The 20,642-nt window shown below is 35.7% G+C and carries 30 protein-coding genes, 6 tRNA genes and 1 pseudogene; 27 read left to right on the top strand and 10 right to left on the bottom strand.

Annotated elements, in window-relative coordinates; all coding sequences use genetic code 11:
- Positions 1–4: 4 nt before the first annotated feature.
- A pseudogene (locus E5Z56_RS12315) lies at positions 5–977 on the bottom strand (IS30 family transposase).
- Positions 978–1,108: 131 nt separating this feature from the next.
- Between E5Z56_RS12315 and E5Z56_RS06835 the strand changes: the two are divergent.
- Positions 1,109–1,480, top strand: coding sequence for a hypothetical protein (locus E5Z56_RS06835; RefSeq protein WP_138157166.1), 372 nt, complete (start codon positions 1,109–1,111; stop codon positions 1,478–1,480).
- Positions 1,481–1,687: 207 nt separating this feature from the next.
- Here E5Z56_RS06835 and E5Z56_RS06840 read toward each other — a convergent pair whose 3' ends face one another.
- The 3 genes from E5Z56_RS06840 to E5Z56_RS06850 form a co-directional block, all read right to left on the bottom strand.
- The gene (locus E5Z56_RS06840; protein ID WP_138157168.1) at positions 1,688–3,232 is read right to left on the bottom strand and encodes a sodium/proline symporter; all 1,545 of its coding nucleotides are present in this window, start codon (positions 3,230–3,232) and stop codon (positions 1,688–1,690) included.
- Between the two features lie 79 nt (positions 3,233–3,311).
- Positions 3,312–3,812: a GNAT family N-acetyltransferase gene (locus tag E5Z56_RS06845; protein WP_138157169.1), complete on the bottom strand. Its 501-nt coding sequence runs from the start codon at positions 3,810–3,812 to the stop codon at positions 3,312–3,314.
- A gap of 93 nt (positions 3,813–3,905) precedes the next feature.
- A tRNA-Ile gene (locus tag E5Z56_RS06850) sits at positions 3,906–3,982 on the bottom strand.
- A gap of 237 nt (positions 3,983–4,219) precedes the next feature.
- Between E5Z56_RS06850 and E5Z56_RS06855 the strand changes: the two genes are divergently transcribed.
- Positions 4,220–4,714: a CarD family transcriptional regulator gene (locus E5Z56_RS06855; RefSeq protein WP_022505684.1), complete on the top strand. Its 495-nt coding sequence runs from the start codon at positions 4,220–4,222 to the stop codon at positions 4,712–4,714.
- A 137-nt stretch (positions 4,715–4,851) separates the two neighbouring features.
- Here the strand turns inward: E5Z56_RS06855 and E5Z56_RS06860 are convergent.
- From E5Z56_RS06860 to E5Z56_RS06880, 5 genes are all read right to left on the bottom strand, one after another.
- Positions 4,852–4,936: transfer RNA gene (locus tag E5Z56_RS06860), tRNA-Tyr, on the bottom strand.
- A gap of 37 nt (positions 4,937–4,973) precedes the next feature.
- A tRNA-Thr gene (locus E5Z56_RS06865) sits at positions 4,974–5,049 on the bottom strand.
- A 203-nt stretch (positions 5,050–5,252) separates the two neighbouring features.
- Positions 5,253–6,191: a DDE-type integrase/transposase/recombinase gene (locus tag E5Z56_RS06870; protein ID WP_175405408.1), complete on the bottom strand. Its 939-nt coding sequence runs from the start codon at positions 6,189–6,191 to the stop codon at positions 5,253–5,255.
- 770 nt (positions 6,192–6,961) lie between these two features.
- Positions 6,962–7,046, bottom strand: a tRNA-Tyr gene (locus E5Z56_RS06875).
- Between the two features lie 35 nt (positions 7,047–7,081).
- A tRNA-Thr gene (locus E5Z56_RS06880) sits at positions 7,082–7,157 on the bottom strand.
- 194 nt (positions 7,158–7,351) lie between these two features.
- Between E5Z56_RS06880 and E5Z56_RS12195 the strand changes: the two genes are divergently transcribed.
- The 8 genes from E5Z56_RS12195 to E5Z56_RS06915 all read left to right on the top strand — a co-directional run bounded on the left by E5Z56_RS12195 (position 7,352) and on the right by E5Z56_RS06915 (position 11,819).
- Positions 7,352–7,675 carry a DUF5658 family protein gene (locus E5Z56_RS12195; RefSeq protein ID WP_408638887.1) on the top strand — a complete coding sequence of 108 codons (324 nt, stop codon included), beginning with the start codon at positions 7,352–7,354 and terminating at the stop codon, positions 7,673–7,675.
- 89 nt (positions 7,676–7,764) lie between these two features.
- Positions 7,765–7,841, top strand: a tRNA-Arg gene (locus tag E5Z56_RS06885).
- A gap of 23 nt (positions 7,842–7,864) precedes the next feature.
- A complete protein-coding gene (locus E5Z56_RS06890; RefSeq protein WP_138157172.1) occupies positions 7,865–8,281 on the top strand; it encodes a hypothetical protein in 417 nt (138 codons plus the stop codon).
- A 4-nt stretch (positions 8,282–8,285) separates the two neighbouring features.
- A complete protein-coding gene (locus tag E5Z56_RS06895; RefSeq protein WP_138157174.1) occupies positions 8,286–9,089 on the top strand; it encodes a hypothetical protein in 804 nt (267 codons plus the stop codon).
- Positions 9,090–9,212: 123 nt separating this feature from the next.
- Entirely contained in the window at positions 9,213–9,743 is a 531-nt protein-coding gene (locus tag E5Z56_RS06900; protein WP_232842413.1) for an HD domain-containing protein, read from the top strand.
- A gap of 10 nt (positions 9,744–9,753) precedes the next feature.
- Positions 9,754–10,500, top strand: a complete 747-nt coding sequence (locus tag E5Z56_RS06905) for a putative ABC transporter permease (protein WP_138157175.1) — start codon at positions 9,754–9,756, stop codon at positions 10,498–10,500.
- Between the two features lie 58 nt (positions 10,501–10,558).
- The gene (locus E5Z56_RS06910) at positions 10,559–11,146 is read left to right on the top strand and encodes a phosphatase PAP2 family protein (protein ID WP_138157177.1); all 588 of its coding nucleotides are present in this window, start codon (positions 10,559–10,561) and stop codon (positions 11,144–11,146) included.
- A 7-nt stretch (positions 11,147–11,153) separates the two neighbouring features.
- A complete protein-coding gene (locus E5Z56_RS06915; protein WP_138157179.1) occupies positions 11,154–11,819 on the top strand; it encodes an LbetaH domain-containing protein in 666 nt (221 codons plus the stop codon).
- 67 nt (positions 11,820–11,886) lie between these two features.
- On the opposite strand, the gene E5Z56_RS06920 is transcribed toward E5Z56_RS06915, so the two are convergent.
- Positions 11,887–12,402: a cob(I)yrinic acid a,c-diamide adenosyltransferase gene (locus tag E5Z56_RS06920; protein ID WP_138157180.1), complete on the bottom strand. Its 516-nt coding sequence runs from the start codon at positions 12,400–12,402 to the stop codon at positions 11,887–11,889.
- A 691-nt stretch (positions 12,403–13,093) separates the two neighbouring features.
- Here E5Z56_RS06920 and rpsJ point away from each other — a divergent pair.
- The 17 genes from rpsJ (at position 13,094) to rplF (ending at position 20,642) form a co-directional block, all read left to right on the top strand.
- Complete coding sequence (gene rpsJ / locus E5Z56_RS06925; RefSeq protein WP_022505528.1) at positions 13,094–13,405, top strand: 30S ribosomal protein S10; 312 nt, start codon at positions 13,094–13,096, stop codon at positions 13,403–13,405.
- 73 nt (positions 13,406–13,478) lie between these two features.
- Entirely contained in the window at positions 13,479–14,111 is a 633-nt protein-coding gene (gene rplC / locus E5Z56_RS06930; RefSeq protein WP_022505527.1) for a 50S ribosomal protein L3, read from the top strand.
- Positions 14,112–14,127: 16 nt separating this feature from the next.
- Entirely contained in the window at positions 14,128–14,751 is a 624-nt protein-coding gene (gene rplD, locus E5Z56_RS06935; protein ID WP_022505526.1) for a 50S ribosomal protein L4, read from the top strand.
- On the top strand, positions 14,748–15,038 hold the full coding sequence (rplW, locus tag E5Z56_RS06940; protein WP_022505525.1) for a 50S ribosomal protein L23: 291 nt from the start codon (positions 14,748–14,750) through the stop codon (positions 15,036–15,038). The genes rplD and rplW overlap by 4 nt, the downstream gene beginning before the upstream one ends.
- A gap of 98 nt (positions 15,039–15,136) precedes the next feature.
- Positions 15,137–15,970 carry a 50S ribosomal protein L2 gene (gene rplB / locus E5Z56_RS06945; RefSeq protein WP_022505524.1) on the top strand — a complete coding sequence of 278 codons (834 nt, stop codon included), beginning with the start codon at positions 15,137–15,139 and terminating at the stop codon, positions 15,968–15,970.
- A gap of 21 nt (positions 15,971–15,991) precedes the next feature.
- Positions 15,992–16,264: a 30S ribosomal protein S19 gene (rpsS, locus tag E5Z56_RS06950; protein WP_022505523.1), complete on the top strand. Its 273-nt coding sequence runs from the start codon at positions 15,992–15,994 to the stop codon at positions 16,262–16,264.
- A gap of 18 nt (positions 16,265–16,282) precedes the next feature.
- A complete protein-coding gene (gene rplV / locus E5Z56_RS06955; protein ID WP_138157182.1) occupies positions 16,283–16,618 on the top strand; it encodes a 50S ribosomal protein L22 in 336 nt (111 codons plus the stop codon).
- A 15-nt stretch (positions 16,619–16,633) separates the two neighbouring features.
- Complete coding sequence (gene rpsC / locus E5Z56_RS06960) at positions 16,634–17,305, top strand: 30S ribosomal protein S3 (protein ID WP_022505521.1); 672 nt, start codon at positions 16,634–16,636, stop codon at positions 17,303–17,305.
- Positions 17,305–17,721: a 50S ribosomal protein L16 gene (rplP, locus tag E5Z56_RS06965; RefSeq protein WP_022505520.1), complete on the top strand. Its 417-nt coding sequence runs from the start codon at positions 17,305–17,307 to the stop codon at positions 17,719–17,721. Before rpsC ends, rplP begins: the two co-directional genes overlap by 1 nt.
- Complete coding sequence (gene rpmC / locus E5Z56_RS06970) at positions 17,721–17,918, top strand: 50S ribosomal protein L29 (protein WP_022505519.1); 198 nt, start codon at positions 17,721–17,723, stop codon at positions 17,916–17,918. The genes rplP and rpmC overlap by 1 nt, the downstream gene beginning before the upstream one ends.
- A gap of 13 nt (positions 17,919–17,931) precedes the next feature.
- On the top strand, positions 17,932–18,189 hold the full coding sequence (rpsQ, locus tag E5Z56_RS06975) for a 30S ribosomal protein S17 (protein WP_022505518.1): 258 nt from the start codon (positions 17,932–17,934) through the stop codon (positions 18,187–18,189).
- A 29-nt stretch (positions 18,190–18,218) separates the two neighbouring features.
- A complete protein-coding gene (gene rplN / locus E5Z56_RS06980; RefSeq protein ID WP_022505517.1) occupies positions 18,219–18,587 on the top strand; it encodes a 50S ribosomal protein L14 in 369 nt (122 codons plus the stop codon).
- Between the two features lie 16 nt (positions 18,588–18,603).
- Positions 18,604–18,924, top strand: a complete 321-nt coding sequence (gene rplX / locus E5Z56_RS06985; protein ID WP_022505516.1) for a 50S ribosomal protein L24 — start codon at positions 18,604–18,606, stop codon at positions 18,922–18,924.
- Positions 18,925–18,938: 14 nt separating this feature from the next.
- The gene (rplE, locus tag E5Z56_RS06990) at positions 18,939–19,478 is read left to right on the top strand and encodes a 50S ribosomal protein L5 (protein WP_022505515.1); all 540 of its coding nucleotides are present in this window, start codon (positions 18,939–18,941) and stop codon (positions 19,476–19,478) included.
- Positions 19,479–19,490: 12 nt separating this feature from the next.
- On the top strand, positions 19,491–19,676 hold the full coding sequence (locus E5Z56_RS06995) for a type Z 30S ribosomal protein S14 (protein WP_022505514.1): 186 nt from the start codon (positions 19,491–19,493) through the stop codon (positions 19,674–19,676).
- Between the two features lie 12 nt (positions 19,677–19,688).
- Complete coding sequence (gene rpsH / locus E5Z56_RS07000) at positions 19,689–20,087, top strand: 30S ribosomal protein S8 (protein ID WP_022505513.1); 399 nt, start codon at positions 19,689–19,691, stop codon at positions 20,085–20,087.
- Positions 20,088–20,099: 12 nt separating this feature from the next.
- Positions 20,100–20,642 (top strand): 50S ribosomal protein L6, encoded by a 543-nt coding sequence (rplF, locus tag E5Z56_RS07005; RefSeq protein ID WP_138157183.1) that lies wholly within the window; start codon positions 20,100–20,102, stop codon positions 20,640–20,642.

Raw genomic sequence — 20,642 nt, forward strand, 5'->3', positions numbered from 1 at the left:
CTCCTTAGATTGTCAAACCAAGTGCAACACTTTGATTAAAATAGTCAATAGGTGAAAGAAGGTCTAAACATTTTCTAGGTCTATTATTGATTTTATCAAGGACTGCATCAAGTTGTGCTCTTGTGACTTTTCTGAAATCAGTACCTCTTGGAAAGAAAAATCTTAATAGTCCATTGATATTTTCATTTGAACCTCGTTGCCAAGGAGCATGAACATCTGCAAAATATATTTCTAAATCTAAATCTTTTTCAATATCAGCATATCCGTTAAATTCAGAACCATTATCTAAAGTTAATGTAAGTGGCTTGATTTTTAAAGAAGCTTTTTCAAAAGCTTCTCTAAAAGCTGAATTAATTGATGAAATAGATTTATCTTTACAGGTAGCAGCTACAAGAAATCTTGATTTTCTATCAATAGCAGTAACAAGATAGCCTTTTCCAACTGAACCGTAAATTGTATCTCCCTCATAATCACCAAATCTTCCTCTCTCATCAATTACAGAATCACGATTATGAATTGATTTTTCAGAATGTTTAGTGTAGGTCTTACGCTCAGTTCTGTAAGGTTTTCCTCTTCTTCTAAGATGTGATGCAGGTGAAATACCGGGAATAATTTGGAACGAATTGCACGATAAATAGAAGAAAAGAAATCTTTATATTATGATTTAAATTCCATTTATCGGCTATTATTTCCGGTGACCAAAAGGAATGTAATTTATCAAATACATAATTATATATATCTGTGTATATGAGTAAATTATTTTTTCTATGACAATCCTTTCTTCTTACTAAATATTTTACATGTGCGCCCCAAGAATGATAGTGTTTGCGTTTTTTACTAAAATTCCGTTTTAATTCTCTGCTGATTGTAGAAGGACTTCGTTCAAGTATTTTTGCAATTTTTCTTATGCTATATCCTTTTTCGTAAAATTCTTGTAGACATTCTCTTTCAATTAGTGTAAGATGTGTATATGACAATATGATTACCTCCGTATTATGTTTGGTGTTGCAACTACATTTTACACGTTGGTTTTCATATTGTCTATTTTTTTAGTGTTGCACTTGTTATTATAATCTACCCTCCTTATAAAGACGATAGTGGCAACACAATGTTGCAAACTCAAGGTGTTGCCAACAATACACCTGACCATCCAATAAAGATAAGCCAAGTTAAAGCAAAATTTGTGACAAAAATACCACTTGTTAATTCTTTGTATAACTTGTTTTTGTCTCCATGGGGTCTGGTAATATTCTTGCTACTGATTATACTAATCTTCCTTGATGAACTTGTTAATTTCATAAGAGTTCTTACAGGTAATGCAAAACCTAAGGCTGATATTAATGATATTATTAAGCGTCTTCAAGAGGAAGAAAGATTAGAAAAAGAAAAGAAAAAGTCATCAGAAATTGATGACCCAAAAATGAAAAAGATTGATGATGTTTATAATCATATAGTTAAAGATGATTCGGACGAGAAATAAGCAGAGGCTGTTGCAATGAGGCAATAGCCTTTTGCTATGCCTATATATCCTTAAATTTAGGCTGTATCAATTGTTCTAGTGTTAATATAGTAAATTTACGAATACTTAGTTAAAATCAAAATAGCAAAAAAATAAGGATACCGGTGATGGTATCCTTATCTGTTATAATAAACTTATTGTAAAATTATAAATTCCTATAATTTAAAATCAATTCATTTTCTTTACTTCTTCAAAAGTATCTACAATGTCCTGACTAGGCTTTTTAGTTAGTAAGCTAACAACAATAATTACGATTAAACCGGCTAAGAAAGCAGGTAGTAGTTCGTAAATATTTAAGAATGAAAGGTCCGGATTAGATGCACCGATTGGAGCGATTAGGTACTTCCATACAAATACCATAGCACCACCTACAAACATACCGGAGAAAGCACCGTACTTGTTAGCTCTTTTCCAGAACAAAGCACATAGTACAACAGGACCAAATGCTGCACCAAAACCGGCCCAAGCAAATGATACAATTTGGAATACTGATGAGTTAGGGTCCCAAGCCATAATAACTGCTATAACAGAGATTACAAGAAGTGTAACTCTGGCAATAATCATTGCTGATTTCTCGGAAGTTTTAACTTTAAATAATCCACCAACAATGTTTTCAGATACACCGGAAGAAGCAGCTAATAACTGACTATCGGCAGTACTCATTGTTGATGCTAAGATACCGGCCAAGATAACACCGGCTAGTAAAGCAAATACAATACCATTCTTAGAAAGTAGATTTGCAATGCTTACAATGATAGTTTCACTATCTGCTAAGTGTTCAAGAGTGCCGTTGTTTGTCATAGCAAGACCAACGAAACCGATAAATACTGCAATTGCAAGTGAAATAACAACCCATACTGTTGCAACTCTTCTTGATAGCTTTAGCTGCTTACTGTCACCAATAGCCATAAATCTTAGTAAGATATGTGGCATACCAAAGTAACCAAGACCCCAAGCCAGTAGTGAGAATATTGAAAGTAAGCTAAATGGTGTTGATGTTTTTGTAGCTGCATCAAAGCTTTCTGTTAAGCTAAAGTAACCCGGAAGTGACTGAGCATTAGCAATAACATTTTCAAAGCCACCGGCAGAATAAATACCAAAACCAAGAATAACAATTAATGCAACTGTCATAATGATACTTTGCATAAAGTCTGTTGTTGATGCTGCAAGGAAACCACCGATAGTTGTGTAACCCACAATAACAAGTGCAGAGATTACCATTGCTAAATGGTATTCAAGACCAAATACTGTACTGAATAGCTTACCACAAGCAGCAAAACCTGATGCAGTATATGGAACAAAGAATACAATGATTACTACTGCTGAAATTGCCATAATAACCTTATTCTTTTCACCAAATCTTTTTGAGAAAAATTCCGGAATAGTAATAGCGTCAATCTTTTGGCTATAGTTACGAAGTCTTTTAGAAACAATTAGCCAGTTAAAATATGTACCGATTGCCAGGCCTAAAGCTGTCCACACAGCCTCACTAGCACCACTTAGGTATGCAACACCTGGAAGTCCCATAAGTAGCCAAGAACTCATATCAGAGGCCTCAGCACTCATTGCAGTTACAAGTGGACCTAGTTTTCTGCCACCTAAATAAAAGTCATCTACAGAATTGTTTTGTCTAGCACATACAACACCGATTATTAGCACAAGGAAAAGATATGCTACAATGGATATTAATATGCATATGTTGGATGTTGTCATAATACCCCTCCATAATAAAAAGTCTTTATCATTTTACCACATTAAAGTGCAGTAGTCAAATAAATAGGGGTATTTTGGCTTATAATGTAAGTTCCATTACATAGTCATCCATAATATAACCTTTGCCAATGTCAGTTTGTTCACTTCTTATTGTTTTGTAGCCACAATGGTTATACACATCAATTGTGTGCTTGTTGTATTTATTTACAGTTAAGTAAACTGATTTCTTCTTTAGCTCTTTAGCTCTTGCGATAACAAAGTTCATCATCTTACTTGCGTATCCTTTACCTCTGTTTTCTAGTGTTAGGTAAAGTTTGCTTAAAAATAACTTTTCTTCTTCCGGATGAACAACAATGAAACCTATGTTTTCATTATCTTTCTGTACAAAATAAAATTCATAGCCACTTTTAATCTGCTTATCCATAGCATCTTTACTAAAGAACATTTCTACCATATAGTCAATTTGTTCTTTCTCAAGAATACAAGGAAAATACTCGTGCCATACCTTGTCAGCAAGATGATAAAAAGAATGAATTTCATCATCAGTTTTAACTAATTTATAATTTAGTTCATTATTCATAATAAAACCCCTTTATGTGTAATAATACAATTATACAACTAAAACTATTTATATACAATAAAAAAACGCACTAGCAAATGCTAATGCGTTCTATGGTGGGCCAACAGGGATTCGAACCCCGGACCAACCGGTTATGAGCCGGTGGCTCTGACCAACTGAGCTATTGGCCCTAACAGTATTTTTAATTATATCAGTGGTTCTCTAATTTGTCAATAATTAATTGTTTATTTTTTGTGCATTTTTCTGTAAAATTAAGTGGTTTTTCGCAAGAAATTTTACTTTTAAAGGTATGTGAAATTTTTATAAAATGTGATATAATATATATGTAAGAAATATATGAGTAATAAATCGAATTATTAAGAAACTCAGATTTAAACAGTGTTATTTGAATGAATGGAGAATGAAAGATGTATCAAGAGGGTGACAAGGTAATCAACAGCAATGGTGTTGCCTGTGTAATTGACAGAATTGAAAGAATGAAGATGCCTCATAGCAAGATTAGAAAAAATTACTATGTTATGCACGATATTCAGAAAAGTGATAATGTTTATTACATACCACAAGAAAATGAAGAGAATATGCGTTCACCTATGACTAAGGCAGAGGCAGAGGGATTGATTGACAATATTCCTCAAGTTGATCCTATTGATGTTAAATTTGATAGGTTTAGAGATGAAGCATATAGAAAATGTATGAAAGAGGCTACTCCGGAAGTATTGGTTGCTATGCTAAAGTACTTTGTAGCTAGAAAGAAAAAGCGTCAGAGAGTAGGGAAGAGCCTTTCTGCTATTGATGAAAAGTATATGAGAATTTCATCAAGAAATCTATTTTCGGAACTTTCTTGTTCAATGGATATTTCTGTTGAAGAAGCTGAAAACCTTGTGTATGGTAATTTCTCATAATTGCCCAATCTAATATTAAATTAGGACTATCGTTTGATAGTCCTTTTATTTTGCATAAAATTATTATATGTGGCTGAAAAGATAATCAGAAAAAAATAGATATAAAAATAAGAACCATTCAAACGAACGGTTCTTATTGGTGGGAGATGGTGGATTCGAACCACCGAAGGCGTTGCCAGCAGATTTACAGTCTGTCCCCTTTGGCCACTCGGGAAATCTCCCATATTATAAAGCCTACTATATTAAGTAGGCTTGTTTTTGGAGCTGGTGGACGGACTTGAACCCCCGACCTGCTGATTACAAATCAGCTGCTCTACCAACTGAGCTACACCAGCTTATGTAGTTTTATCCGGTAATTTGCGTTCCAAATTACTGACGCTCCACTACTATAACACAATAATAATCTGTTGTCAAGAAAAAATTGAAAATATTTTGATTTTTGTTCTGTGTTGTAAATAGATATGACCCATTTTAGGGTAAAAATAAAATACGATTTAATATTTCGCTTGTTTTACTGACTTTTGATTATGAATATTAATTAATGAATGGATTTCAATTCTAACTTTTCACTCAATAACTGCATTGGACTCTTGTAATCAAGTGTTCTCATTGTTTTGTTATTACTCCATTCCAAATGTCCTTTTAATTTTGTGTTTAATTCTTCAATATTTCTGAATGTTTCCCATTCATAGAAATATCTTTGGTCGTTTCTATGACTTCTTTCTACCTTTCCGTTGTGCCAAGGTGTTCGTGGTGGTATTAATTTATGATTTATACCTAGTTTGTTTAATTCTATTTCAAAAGGACTTTTCACTTCACTGCTCTGATATTTATATGTGAACTCTATTCCGTTATCTGTTTGAATAGTCTGTATTTTAAACGGAAATTCTTTCAATAACATTTTCAAGAATTTGGTTGAGTTTTCAGGTGTATGTTCTTCAAACCCATATACAAATCTCATCCTTGTACATTCATCTATTGCAGTCCATTGATAAAAATGCTTTCCGTCCCTTAAAGCCTTACCTCTTAAGCAATTATATGGCACTTCTTTTACATCTATCTGCACCTTTTCTCCAGGTATTAACAGTTCCGGATATCTTCTATGCTTACGGCTCTTTTTCTTGGTCTTTTTATATTTTACTAAGCCCATTCTTTTAGCTGCATATATCATTCCTGAGTAGCTTCTTGTATATCCTTTTCTCTTTAAATCACTGTATACTCCATCCCATCCATATCTTTCATAGCACTTTTTGAAAGAATTTCTAATTTGTCTTTCTTCTCTTTTTGTGTGCCTGTTAGGATGACTATGTGGTCTGTGTGATTTAGGCAATAGCGATTGCCAGGTACCGTCATATTGTTTACACCATCTCTTTACGCTTGAAAGACTTACACCGTACATTCTACTTGCTTTGCTTTTTCCTTTTTTTAGTGCGTATTTTACTATGGCTTGCTTTTTCTTTGCTTCTTGTGTTATCATATTCATGAGGAGTACTTCTTTCTTAGGTTAATGTTTTTTTAGCGATTCCATTATACCATATTTTGAAGTTACTCCTCTTTTTTATTGGGTCATATCATTTTAGCACATACAAAATTGAAAATATTTTGATTTTTGTTTGTTTATGAGAGAAGTTTTTTCAATTTTGTTTGTGGGTAAAGATTTATCCGTTCTGCAAATTAGGGTTTGTCTTTTAATTTTTATTGAGTGTAAAGGAAAATTTCTTTTAAATTCAATCGGCTATAAAGAAAAAATTTATAGTGAGAATATGCACCTAAAATAATATAAAAACTATGTCTCACAGTTGTAGGGGACATCATTGATGTCCCGTAACAAACTAGCCTGTATATAGGTACTTTGCCCTATATGGTAAGTTATAATTTTTAGTTTCTACATAGGACTAAGTTACATAAAACATTTTACTATTAAACGGGCGAACAATGTTCGCCCCTACATCTGTGAGCCATAATATGATATAAAAATCGGTACTGTTTATTCTACAAAATATTGTTATATTATTAATTGTGCAATAACTTGGTATACAAGAGAGAAAGGACATAGTATACACTTTTTAGTATTTAAACATCACCACAAACCCAAATTTATCGAATTAATCTTAACTCACAGACAAAATTGAAAAACCCTAATTTATCGCAATACACATAGGGGAAAGGGCAATAAATTACAGTAACAATATAGAATATAAAAATTAAAACAAAAAAATAAGAACCATTCAAACGAACGGTTCTTATTGGTGGGAGATGGTGGATTCGAACCACCGAAGGCGTTGCCAGCAGATTTACAGTCTGTCCCCTTTGGCCACTCGGGAAATCTCCCATATATAAAGCCTACTGTATTTAGTAGGCTTGTTTTGGAGCTGGTGGACGGACTTGAACCCCCGACCTGCTGATTACAAATCAGCTGCTCTACCAACTGAGCTACACCAGCTTATGTAGTGTTTTGTGTTAGTGAACTTTCCGTATCTCTAACGCTCCCTTACTATACCATATGGAAAAATTTTTGTCAACAATTTTTTTGAAATTTTTTAAATCTTTTTTAATTCTTTATAAAGAAAAGTATTTTTTATTAGCTTTTAGTTACACTATAGTGAGGTGAAAAGTGTGAATATAACTGGGCTACAGGTGGCTAATTGTCGAAGAAAATTATTATTATTATTTTTTTTAAATATATCCGATTATCTCTGCACAATTACAATAATTCAGTACAATGGATTTAAAGAAATAAATCCTATAATGATTTATCTGCTGGAAAAACCTATGTTTTGCTTTGTGATAAAGTGTATTTTGCCTTTACTATTGGTGGGTTATATTTTTTATGCTATAAAGAATGCATCGGATAATCTGATTTTTATAGTAAACATTGTGATGCTTGTTGTGGTAGTGTTCTACTTGCTAATTAACATTATGCACATAATTAATTTTATAGTTTTGTTCAATATGTACTAAAAGTATTTTAGAAAATTTGCAAAACATAATCATAATTCTTTTAAAGCACGAAACAACCTTATACTATGATATAATGATTTCATAAAAATCCACCTGTAGCGTACTTGGATAACGCATCAGATTCCGATTCTGGGGATAGCAGGTTCGAGTCCTGTCAGGTGGACCATTAAAAATAAGGAGGTTGGTGTTATGATAAAGAAAATTAGCACTCTTGCTATTTGCGATTTTGTTTTGGCTCTAATCATATATGCCAGAGTAAACCTTAAGAATGCACTTCTTTCCGAAATAACTACAAATACAAGCAGAGAAACTACTAATCAAGTTTTGACTAACAGTAATTTTGTAGTAGTCATAACACTGGCCCTTGTAGGTGCAGTAATAAGTGTTATGGTTTTATCAAGTACAAAAAACATTCCACAGCTTATGATGGATATACTTTTCATTGGTGTTGTTGGTGTGGTACTTGCTTTGTGGTGGAAAGTCCTTGCAGTTACCGGTTGGGGATATTTCTGTAGTTATCAAGAACTAATGACCTATGTAGGATCATTTATGATTGGTGCTTGTATATTAAAACTTATTACATATATTTTCCGTAAAAGGATTTGATTGTATGGGGATTATAAGCAATATAAAAAATAAATATAAAGTAAATAAAAATATTTTGTGGGCAATTAATGGCATACTGACTGCTATTACAACGGTTTACAGTGGGTACATAATTTATTCTTGTTTTCCTATTGTAAAGGGAAGTATCGCCCTAATTACAGTAGCAACACTATGTATTATTTTTAATTTTCTTTCTTTTTGCCTGAATAGAAAGTATCTTAATACGCCCATTTCAATTTGCTCACTGATTATTATGGCATTATTAACTGCTATATTAGTTATTAACCCTAACTATAATTGGTATATGTGGGCTGAAGTTGCACTAAATGTTTTTACTTCTTTGCTAACTGTTATATATCAATTTGTTGGAGTAAAGATTGGTTGGAAAGAAAACAAGCTGGTAAAAATCGCTAAGGTTAAACTTGACTTTGATTTTAAGCCTGAGGACTTAATTGAGGAATACAGAGTAGCACTAAATGCTATTGATAAGAAGTATCATTTTGGTGCTAAAGATAGAGAAAAGTTTGAAAAAGAAAAAGAAGAACTTTTGCAGGATACTCATCAAATTTTGAAAGAATTTATCAGTAATGATGAAGTCACTTTGCTTGATAAACTGGAAACACTTTACAAAGCAAAGGCAAATTTGATTATATCTGAGGACAACTATCTTCTTTGGAAAAATCAGCTTATTAACAACTCAACAGAGATTGAAAGAGTTAAGAAAGAAACAGAAAACCTATACAAAGTAGGTAGTATCAGTGAAGAAGAATACAACCATTGTATGAAACTTCTAGAGGATGAATTTTAAATTAACACTTCAATTTGTTATATATACACAAACGATAATGTATATTGTTTGTGTATTTCCATTTTTTTACTGTTGAAAGAAAAACGAGAAAAATGGTATAATAATAACATATGAGATTAGGAAGTGTTTACAATTAACGATAAGCTGTTGAATTGTTTCGGTATAATTACAAAGTCAGAGATTGATTTGTTTCTTGATTGCATAAGTGATTTGATTGAAAGTGAAGTAGTACAGAAAATGTGCAACTTTACTCAGCATGGAGATACAACAACCTTTGACCATTGTTTGATGGTTTCTTTCAAAAGTTTTCAGTTTTGTAGGAAATTTAATCTTGATTATCGTGCTGCTGCAAGAGGAGGACTTCTTCATGATTTGTTCCTTTATGATTGGCACGATAAGGATTTAGAAATAAACCTACATGGTTTTTATCATCCGGGAATAGCACTTAGAAATGCTGAAAAGGCTTTTGTTTTGGATGATAAAGAAAAGGAAATTATTAAGAAACATATGTGGCCACTTACAGTTGTGCCACCAAAATGTAGGGAAGCGTATGTCATCTGTTATTTTGACAAGACATGTACCCTAAAAGAAGTTTTCAAAGAATGGGGAGTGTCCTTGCGTAAACTTATGACAAGGGGTTTAGTTAAGAAGTAGGTGGAGAAAAGTGAACTTAGTGCAATATTTTTTAGCGTTTATGCTATATAGCATTATTGGCTGGGCCTATGAAACTGCACTATATACAGTTCAGGAAGGAAGATATATTTCTTCCGGATTTCTAAAAGGTCCTTACTGTCCGATTTATGGTGGTGGGGCAGTAGCAATGGTGTTTTGCTTTTATGGTAGAACAGATAATTCTTGGGTGATTTTCTTTGGAGGTATGGCTATTGCTACAATTATTGAATATTTAGTAGCAGTTATACTGGAAAATTGTTTCCATAAAAAATGGTGGGATTATAGCAATATTAGATTTAACTTTCAAGGTAGAATTTGCCTTTTAGGTACATTGTGCTTTGGTACGCTTTGTATGCTTTTATGTAAAGCAGTACATCCTGCTTTTATGAAAATGATTTCTATTATTCCGGAAGATTATCAGTTTTGGTCAGCTATTGTTTTGGCTATTATCTTTGTATGTGACTATATTTATACAATAGCTATGTTACATAAAACAAAGAAAACTCGGTCAAAAAACAGAGATGACTATGAAAATGAACTACCTCAGCTAAATACTCAGGAGTTGTTTTCTAATTTAGGTAACAAGATTAATAGTAAAATTAAGATAAAAGATAGAATTCACTTTGGTGGTATCAGCTATATTATAGAAAAGCTAAAATTAAAACCTTTCTATATAGAAAAGGTTGAACCAATATATACTCCGATTAAGGAGAAATTCAAAGAATTTAAAGAAAAATAATAATTAACTAAAATGCGAAGATTTTTAGTCTTTGCATTTTTTTCGGTAAGGGGATAAGATGGGATTTTTCGACTATATTACAAAAATAGATTTTAGCATTCTGTACTATATTCAAGAACATTTAAGATGTTCTTTCCTTGACTTCTTAATGCCACTGTTTGGATTTATCCAAGAGGGTGGTATGGTGTGGATTGTAATTTCAATCATACTAATCTGTTTTAAGAAAACAAGATATTGTGGCTTTGCAATTTTACTTGCAATGGGTATAGACACTTTGATTACAGAATTTACACTAAAGAATATTATTTGTAGAGTTCGCCCTTGTAATTATAATGATTTAAAAATATCAATAGATATGCTTGTTTCAAGACCTGATTCCTATGGTTTTCCATCAAACCATTCAGCAAGTGCTTTTGCAGCAGCAACTGCTTTGCTTGTAACTTTAAAGAAAAAGAGATGGGCTATTTTGGGATATATCCTTGCAACAGCTATTGCCTTATCTAGGTTATATGTTTTTGTACATTTCCCATCAGATGTACTTGTTGGTGCTATTGTAGGTTCTTTAATTGCATTGTTGGTATGCTTCTTAATGAAGAAAACAGGTTTTAAAGAATTTTTGATACATAAAAATATTATTGAGAGGTAAATTTGTAATGGAAAGATTAACAATTAAGAAGTTGTACAATTTAGACGAAACTATTGCAAAAGATTTGTTTGATGGTCTTACATATCCTTGGGAGGCTTTGCCTTTAATTGGTGACTTTATTATTAAGCTAGGTAATACACTTGACCCTGATATTTACGAAAAGAAAGGTGACAACATTTGGATTGCTAAGTCAGCTAAAGTTTTTGACTCAGCATATTTACACGGTCCACTGATTATTGATGAAGATGCTGAAGTTAGACAGTGTGCATTTATTAGAGGTAATGCTATTGTAGGTAAGGGTGCTACTGTTGGTAACTCTACAGAGCTTAAGAATGCTATTCTGTTTAATGGTGTTCAAGTTCCTCACTTTAACTATATTGGTGACAGTATCCTAGGCCATATGTCACATACAGGTGCAGGTTCAATTACATCAAACCTAAAGAGTGACAAAACCTTTGTAACTGTTTTGCTAGACGGTAAAAAGGTTGAAACAGGTGTTAAGAAGTTTGGTGCTATGCTAGGAGACCATGTAGAGGTTGGCTGTAATTCAGTTCTAAACCCAGGTACTGTTATCGGTAAGAATACTAATGTATATCCACTTTCATTCGTTAGAGGCTATGTAGCAGAAAATTCAATCTATAAAAGATTAGGCGAAGTAGCTGAAAAGTATTAATTAATATAGGATAGGTAGAACGAAGCCCCACATATTATTATGTGGGGCTTTACCTATATAGTATAGTTTAAAATTCAATTCCTTTTCTTGCAGAGATACCTCTGTCATAAGGATGAGCAACTTTTCTCATTTCGGTACAGTAGTCAGCAAGTTTAAGTATCTTTTCACTTGGGTTGTGACCGGTTAAAACAATTTCGATATTCTTAGGAGCATTAGCTAAGAAGTCAAAAAGTTCACTTTCGGAAAGCATATTGTTTTCAATTGCAATAAATATTTCATCAAAGATAACCATATTGTATTTGCCTACTAATGCTTCTTTAGCACAATACTCAAATGTATTTCTGCAATGTTGACGACATTGTAATTTTTCTTCATCTGTCATATCTCTGACAAATTTAACATGGTCAGGACAAGGAGTAAGAGTAATGTTAGGTATAAGTTCCATTGAGCGTCTTTCACCGGAATCATTACCTTTTAAGAATTGAGAGAATAGCACCTTTCTGTCACTACCGGCAGCTCTCATTGCAATACCGACAGCACAGGTGGTTTTGCCTTTGCCATATCCATAGTAAATGTGTAGCATATAGCACATTCCTTTCTATATATAATAGTATAAGTTATTTTCTAATATAATAATATATCCCATTGAAAAAATAATCAAGTGTGTTATAATACAAAGAAGGAGTGATTTTATGAATTATCAGAAGAAAAGAAAAAGACAGATGGTTATAATTCGTATAGTTGCCATTGTATGTGCAGTGCTTATTTTAGGTTCAGTTTTTGCTGCTGCTTACTTTAGTTAATGAATTTTTTGTAAAATTATTCTTTAAAAGCAGCAAAAATGCCGATTTATAGGGCTTTTAAGGTTGAAAATTCTTTATGTGCAATAAAAATATAATCTTTGTGCATAATATACAAAAATATTTTTAAAATATTTATAAACTTCTAATGATATAATTATGCAAAAACCTTGAAAAAGCCCATTAAATCTAGTATAATAAGCCTTGCGTGACTGCGATAGATATGCGAAGAAGCGGGAGGTTGCGACAGTTAGTCGGTTTTTCCGTGGAGTATGTCCGATTTTAAACCGGGCGATTAAGTTAAGATTGAGCAAATATTACCCAATAGGGTAACACTATGCTCTTAATGCGCTTTGAACTGCCCGAATGAATAAAATTCATCCGGTTTTTTTAATGCAAGGGTGTGAAACACCCGGATGTGTTATCAGTTAAAAGCACGCCCGCCAACTCAAAACTATTTAAGGAGGCGTTATTATGGCAGTCAAGGAAAAAATTCGTATAAGACTTAAGGGTTACGATCATCAGTTAGTTGATCAATCAGCTGAAAGAATCGTTGCAACAGCCAAGAGAACAGGTGCTAGAGTTTCAGGTCCTGTACCTCTACCAACACAGAAGCAGGTTGTTACAATTCTAAGAGCTGTTCATAAGTACAAGGACAGCCGTGAGCAGTTTGAAATGAGAACTCACAAAAGACTTATCGACATTCTAAGACCATCAAACAAAACTGTTGATGCTCTTATGAAATTAGAACTCCCTGCAGGCGTTGACATCGAAATTAAGTTATAATTTCATTTCAACCTACCGGTAGACAGGGTAAATGTTGGGAAACCAACCAATAACCTAAAAGGAGGAAAACATAATGCAGAAGGCATTAATCGGAAAGAAAGTCGGTATGACTCAGATTTTCGACGAAAAGGGACGTTTCGTTCCTGTAACTGTTGTTGAAGCTGGCCCATGTGTAGTTTCAATGAAAAAGACAGTTGAGAGTGATGGCTACGCAGCAGTTCAGATGGGCTACGGCGATATGAAGCCTCACAAAGTAAACAAGCCTATGAAGGGTCATTTTGACAAGGCTGATGTTGCTCCAAAGAAAGTTCTTAAAGAATTTAGATTTGAAGACACAGATGCTTACAACGTAGGCGACATCATCAAAGCAGATGTTTTTGAAGCTGGTAACAAAGTTGATGTTACTGGTAAGAGCAAAGGTAAAGGCTTTGCCGGCGTAATTAAGCGCTGGAATTTCCAGAGACTTAAGGAAACTCATGGTTCAGGTCCTTGTGTAAGAGACGGTGGTTCAATGGGTTGCTGTTCATCTCCTTCTCGTGTATTCAAGGGTAAGAAGATGGCCGGTCACTTAGGTGCTGAAAAAGTAACAGTTCAGAATCTTGAAATCGTTAAGATTGATGTAGAAAACAACCTCATTGCTATTAAGGGCGCTATTCCAGGTCCTAACAAAGGCTATGTTGTAATCAAAGATTCTGTAAAGGCTTAAGAAAGGGGGACTACAAATGCCAAGTATTAACGTTGTTGATATGAAGGGTTCAAACGCTAAGACAATCGAACTAAACGATTCTATTTTCGCTATCGAACCAAACGAAGCAGTAATGCATCAGATGGTAGTTCTCTATCTTGCTAATCAGCGTCAGGGTACTCAGAGTGCTTTAACTCGTTCAGAAGTATCCGGTGGTGGTAGAAAGCCATGGAGACAGAAGGGTACAGGTCGTGCTAGACAGGGTTCTACAAGATCTCCACAGTGGACACACGGTGGTATCGTATTTGCTCCAAAGCCAAGAGACTACAGCTTCAGTGTAAATAAGAAGGTAAAGAGACTTGCTATGAAGTCAGCTCTATCTTCAAAGGTTGCTGCAGATGAACTTATCGTTGTTGATAAGATCGCTTGTGACGACTACAAAACAAAAACTATGGTTGAGATGCTCAAAGCAATCGGCTCTGAAAAGAAGACACTAATCGTTCTTCCAGAAGTTGATAGCAAAGTTATCAAGTCAGCAAATAACATTCCTGGTGTTAAGACTTGTCAGTACAACGAAATCAATGTTTATGATATTCTAAATGCAGACAAGCTAGTTATCGCTGAGGGTGCAATTGCTAAGATTGAGGAGGTGTACGCATGATCGCTCATGACATCATTATTCGCCCAATCATCACTGAAAAGTCAATGATGGGTATTGCAGAAAAGAAGTACACCTTTGAAGTTGCTAAGACAGCTACAAAGATTGATATTGCTAACGCTGTTGAAGAAGCTTTCAAAGTTAAAGTTGCTAAGGTTAACACAGTTTCTGTTCGTGGCAAACTAAAGAGACAGGGCAGAACACAGGGCTATACAAAGTCTTGGAAGAAGGCTGTTGTTACTCTAACAGAAGATAGCAAGAGCATTGAATTTTTTGAAGGCATGATGTAAGCCTAATTAAGAATTCTAAAAAATTACTAATTAATAGGCAGAATGTATGGGGCTTCACCATAAACCCCGCAAAGCCATCATGAGGAGAGTGAAATCAAATGGCCATTAAGGTATATAAACCGACCACAAACGCACGCCGTAATATGTCGGTTACTGATTACTCATCTCTTTCAAAGGTAGCACCTGAAAAGAGTCTACTACAGCCAATCAAGAAGAATGCTGGTCGTAACTCTTATGGTAGAATTACTGTTCGTCACAGAGGCGGCGGTAACCGTAGAAAGTACAGAGTAATTGATTTTAAGAGACAGAAGTTTGACATTCCTGCAACAGTTAAGACATTAGAATATGATCCTAACCGTTCAGCATTTATCGCACTAATTCAGTATGAAGACGGCGAAAAGTCATACATCATTGCACCGGAAGGTCTCAAGGTTGGCGACACAGTTGTTGCCGGTCCTAGTGCAGATATTAAGCCTGGTAACGCACTACCACTAAGTGCTATTCCAACAGGTACATTCATCCACAATATTGAACTTTACCCAGGTAGAGGTGCTCAGCTAGCTAGATCAGCTGGTAATATGGCACAGCTAATGGCTAAAGAAAACGGTATGGCTCTACTTAGACTACCATCCGGCGAACTAAGAAACGTTCCTGATAACTGTATGGCTACAATCGGTGTTGTAGGTAACTCAGATCACGAAAACGTTAAGATTGGTAAGGCTGGTAGAAAGAGAAATATGGGTTGGAGACCAACAGTAAGAGGTTCTGTAATGAACCCTAATGACCACCCACACGGTGGTGGTGAAGGTAAGTCACCAGTCGGTCGTCCAGGTCCATGTACTCCTTGGGGTAAACCTGCTCTTGGTTACAAGACTCGTAAGAACCACAAGGCTTCTGACAAGCTAATTGTAAGAAGAAGAAACGGTAAGTAAGACGGAAGGAGCTAATTTAATATGAGTAGAAGTACTAAAAAAGGCCCTTTTGTCCAGCCTAAGCTGCTCGAAAGAGTCATTGATATGAACGAAAAGGGAGAAAAGAGAATTCTAAAGACTTGGTCAAGAAGTTCAACAATTTTCCCTGAATTTGTAGGTCACACATTTGCAGTCCATGACGGACGTAAGCATGTTCCAGTATATGTAACTGAAGATATGGTTGGTCACAAGCTTGGTGAGTTTGCTCCAACTAGAACATTCAGAGGTCATGCTGGTAGTAAGACATCTAAATAAGCGGAAGGAGTAAGCAAGATGGAAGCAAAAGCATATGCAAAATATGTTCGAATTTCACCTCGTAAGGTTTCAGTTGTACTAAACCTTATCCGTGGTAAGGACGTAAAACTTGCAAAGGCTATTCTCGAGCATACCCCAAAGGCCGCTTGTGAGCCACTACTTAAGTTGCTCAAGTCAGCAGTTGCTAATGCTGAGAATAACCACAGCATGGACACTTCTGCACTATATGTTGCAGAATGTTCAGTATCCCAGGGCCCAATTCTTAAGAGAATTAGACCAAGAGCTCAGGGTAGAGCATTTAGAATTGATAAGAAAACATCTCATATCACTCTAGTGCTAAAAGAGAAAGAATAAAGGAGGTTTGTAGCAATGGGACAGAAAGTTAATCCACACGGTATTCGTGTAGGCGTAATTAAAGACTGGGACTCTAGATGGTTTGCCAGCAAGAAAGATTTCGGCGATACACTTGTTGAAGACTACAACCTTCGTAAGGTATTAAAGAAACAGCTTTATACAGCGGGCATCTCTAAGATTGAAATCGAAAGAGATGGTAAAAAAGTAAGACTTCACATTCACTGTGCTAAGCCTGGTATGATTATCGGTAAAGGCGGTAGTGAAATTGAGAAGCTAAAGGCTCAGTGTGAAAAGTTCTTAAACAAGCCTGTTAACATCAACATTGTTGAAGTTAAGCATCCTGATACAGATGCTCAGCTTGTTGCAGAAAACATTGCACTACAGCTAGAAAAGAGAATTTCATTCCGTCGTGCTATGAAACAGGCAATCGGCAGATCAATGAAGTTCGGTGCTAAGGGTATCAAGACAATGTGTTCTGGTAGACTTGGCGGTGCAGAAATTGCAAGAAGTGAACAGTATCATGAAGGTACTATTCCTCTACAGACACTTCGTGCTGATATCGACTACGGTTTTGCAGAAGCAAACACAACATACGGTAAGATCGGTGTTAAGGTTTGGATCTACAAGGGTGAAGTAATCGGTAACGTACAGAAGCGTCCAGCTCGTAAAGAAGGAGGCAAGAAGTAATGTTATTACCTAAGAGAGTAAAGTACAGAAGAGTACACAGAGGTCGTCTTACAGGTAAAGCTTACCGTGGTAATAAGGTTACTTACGGTGAATTCGGCCTTCAGGCTTTAGAGCCATCATGGATTACATCAAACCAAATCGAAGCAGCCCGTGTAGCTATGACTCGTTACTGCAAGCGTTTCGGTAAAGTTTGGATTAAGATTTTCCCAGATAAGCCGGTTACAGCAAGACCTGCTGAAACTCGAATGGGTAAAGGTAAAGGTAACCCAGAATATTGGGTAGCTGTTGTTAAGCCAGGCAGAGTTATGTTTGAACTTGGTGGTGTTGACGAAGCTACAGCAAGAGAAGCTATGCGTCTTGCTGCTAATAAGCTACCTATTAAGTGTAAGTTTGTTACAAAGGAGGTTGAACAGTAATGACATCAAAGGAAATTAGAGAACTTTCTACTGAAGAACAGCAGACTAAGCTAAAAGACTTGAAGGAAGAACTATTCAACCTTCGTTTTCAGCTTGCTATTAATCAGCTAGAAAACCCAACAAGAATTAAGGCAGTTAAGAAAGATATTGCTAGAATTTCAACAATTCTTCGTGAAGATGAATTAGCTGAAGCTTAAGGAGGATACAACAATGAGCGATAGAAATTACAGAAAAACTGTTGTCGGCAAGGTTGTATCTGACAAAATGGATAAAACCATTGTCGTTGCAATCGAAGACAGCGTAAAGCATAAGCTTTATAATAAGATTGTTAAGAGAACTGTTCGCTATAAAGCACATGATGAAAATAACACAGCAGGTGTAGGCGACAGAGTAAAGATCATGGAAACTCGCCCACTCTCTAAGGATAAGAGATGGAGACTAGTCGAGATCATTGAAAAAGCTAAATAAGTTAGCTTGAGAAAAAGGAGGAACACACTGTGATTCAACAGCAGACTTATCTCAAGGTAGCCGACAATACTGGCGCTAAGGAACTTATGTGCATTCGTGTTCTCGGTGGTACTAAGAGAAGATATGCCAACATTGGCGATGTTGTAGTTGCTTCTGTAAAGAAAGCAACACCAGGCGGCGTTGTAAAGAAGGGTGATGTAGTTCGTGCAGTAGTTGTACGTTCAGCTAAGGGTGTTCGTCGTGAAGACGGCACATACATCCGTTTTGATGAAAACGCAGCTGTTATTATTAAAGATGATAAGAGTCCAAGAGGCACTCGTATTTTTGGACCAGTTGCTCGTGAGCTTCGTGAAAAGGACTTCACAAAGATCCTTTCTCTAGCTCCTGAAGTACTTTAATTGGAGGTGTCAAGTTATGAATAATAAAGTTCATGTTAAAACAGGCGACACCGTTGTAATTATTAGCGGTAAAGACAAAGGCAAGCAGGGTACTGTTATGGCTGTTTCACCAAAGGAAGGCAAAGTTATCGTTGAAAAGTGCAATATGGTAACTAAGCATGTTAAGCCTAGAAGAATGGGTGAAGCAGGTGGTATCCAGAAGGCTGAAGGTGCTATGTATGCATCAAAAGTTCAGCTAGTATGCCCAAGATGCAAAAAGCAGACTAGAGTTGCTCACAAGATTAACGCTGACGGCTCTAAGGATCGTATTTGCGCTAAGTGCAAAGAAGAAATTTAAAGGAGGATTTCACAGTGGCTAGATTAAAGACTTTCTACAAAGAAGAAGTTGCACCGGCTCTTATGAAGAAATTCTCTTACAAGAGCGTAATGCAGATTCCAAAGCTAGATAAGATTGTTATCAATGTTGGTGCTGGTGAAGCTAAGGAAAACCACAAGGTTATCGACTCAATTTGTACTGACCTTCGTGCTATCACTGGCCAGCAGCCAATGATTTGTAAAGCAAGAAAATCAGTTGCTAACTTCAAACTAAGAGAAGGTATGGCAATTGGTTGTAAAGTAACACTAAGAGGCGACAGAATGTATGAATTTCTAGATCGTCTATTCAATGTTGCTCTACCAAGAGTTCGTGACTTCAGAGGTATTAACGGTAACTCTTTTGATGGTCGTGGTAACTATAACATGGGTATCAAGGAACAGTTAATTTTCCCTGAAATCGAATATGATAAGATTGATAAAGTTCGTGGTATGGACATTTGTTTCGTTACTACAGCTCAGACAGATGAAGAGGGCCGTGAGCTACTAAGCTTAATGGGCGCTCCATTCACAAAGTAAGGAGGAATAGTTGTGGCTAAGACAGCAATGAAAATAAAACAGCAGAAAGAGCCTAAGTACTCTACAAGAAAGTACTCTCGCTGCAAAATCTGCGGCAGACCACATGCTTACCTCCGTAAGTACGGTATTTGCCGTATCTGCTTCCGTGAACTCGCTTATAAGGGTGAGATTCCAGGCGTTAAGAAATCAAGCTGGTAAGGAGGTAAAGTTATGCAGATTACTGATACAATTGCAGACTTACTTACAAGAATTCGTAATGCAAGTTCTGCTAAACACGATACAGTTGACATTCCAGCATCAAATATGAAGAAGGCTATTTGCCAGATTCTTGTTGATGAAGGTTATGTTAAAGAATTTACTACAATGGAAGATGGTAAGCAGGGCGTAATTAAGGTAACACTTAAGTACACTGAAGATAAGACTCCTGTAATCACAGGTCTTAGAAGAGTTTCAAAGCCAGGCTTACGTATTTACAGCAATGCAGAAAACCTACCAAAGGTTATGAAGGGCCTTGGTATCGCTATCATCTCAACTTCTAAGGGTATCATGACAGACCGTCAGGCTCGTAAAGAAAATATCGGTGGCGAAGTTCTTGCATTTGTTTGGTAAGGAGGTGCCGAGATGTCTCGAATTGGAAGAAAACCTATAAATATTCCCGCTGGCGTTACTGTTTCAGTAAACGAAGGCGTTGTAACTGTTAAGGGTCCTAAGGGTGAATTAACTCAGAAGGTACACCCAAATATGACAGTTGAAATCAATGGTGATGTTGTTGAAGTAAAGCGTCCTAATGACGACAAGCTAAACAGAAGCCTACATGGTCTTACTCGTTCTTTAATCCACAATATGGTTATCGGCGTTACAGAAGGCTACAAGAAGGAACTAGAAGTTAACGGTGTTGGTTACAGAGTTCAGAAGCAGGGCAACAAAGTTGTTATGAACCTAGGTTTCTCTCATCAGGTAATTGTTGAAGAAACAGACGACATTAAGATGGAAGTTCCAGATCCTAATAATATCATTGTTCTTGGCTGCGATAAGCAGAAGGTTGGTCAGTTCGCTGCTGAAGTTAGAGAAAAGCGTCCACCAGAACCATACAAGGGTAAGGGTATTAAGTATAAGGATGAAGTTATCCGTCGTAAGGAAGGTAAAGCCGGTAAAGGCAAGTAA

The organism is Ruminococcus bovis, assembly GCF_005601135.1.
In the GTDB taxonomy this organism is placed as follows: domain Bacteria; phylum Bacillota; class Clostridia; order Oscillospirales; family Acutalibacteraceae; genus Ruminococcoides; species Ruminococcoides bovis.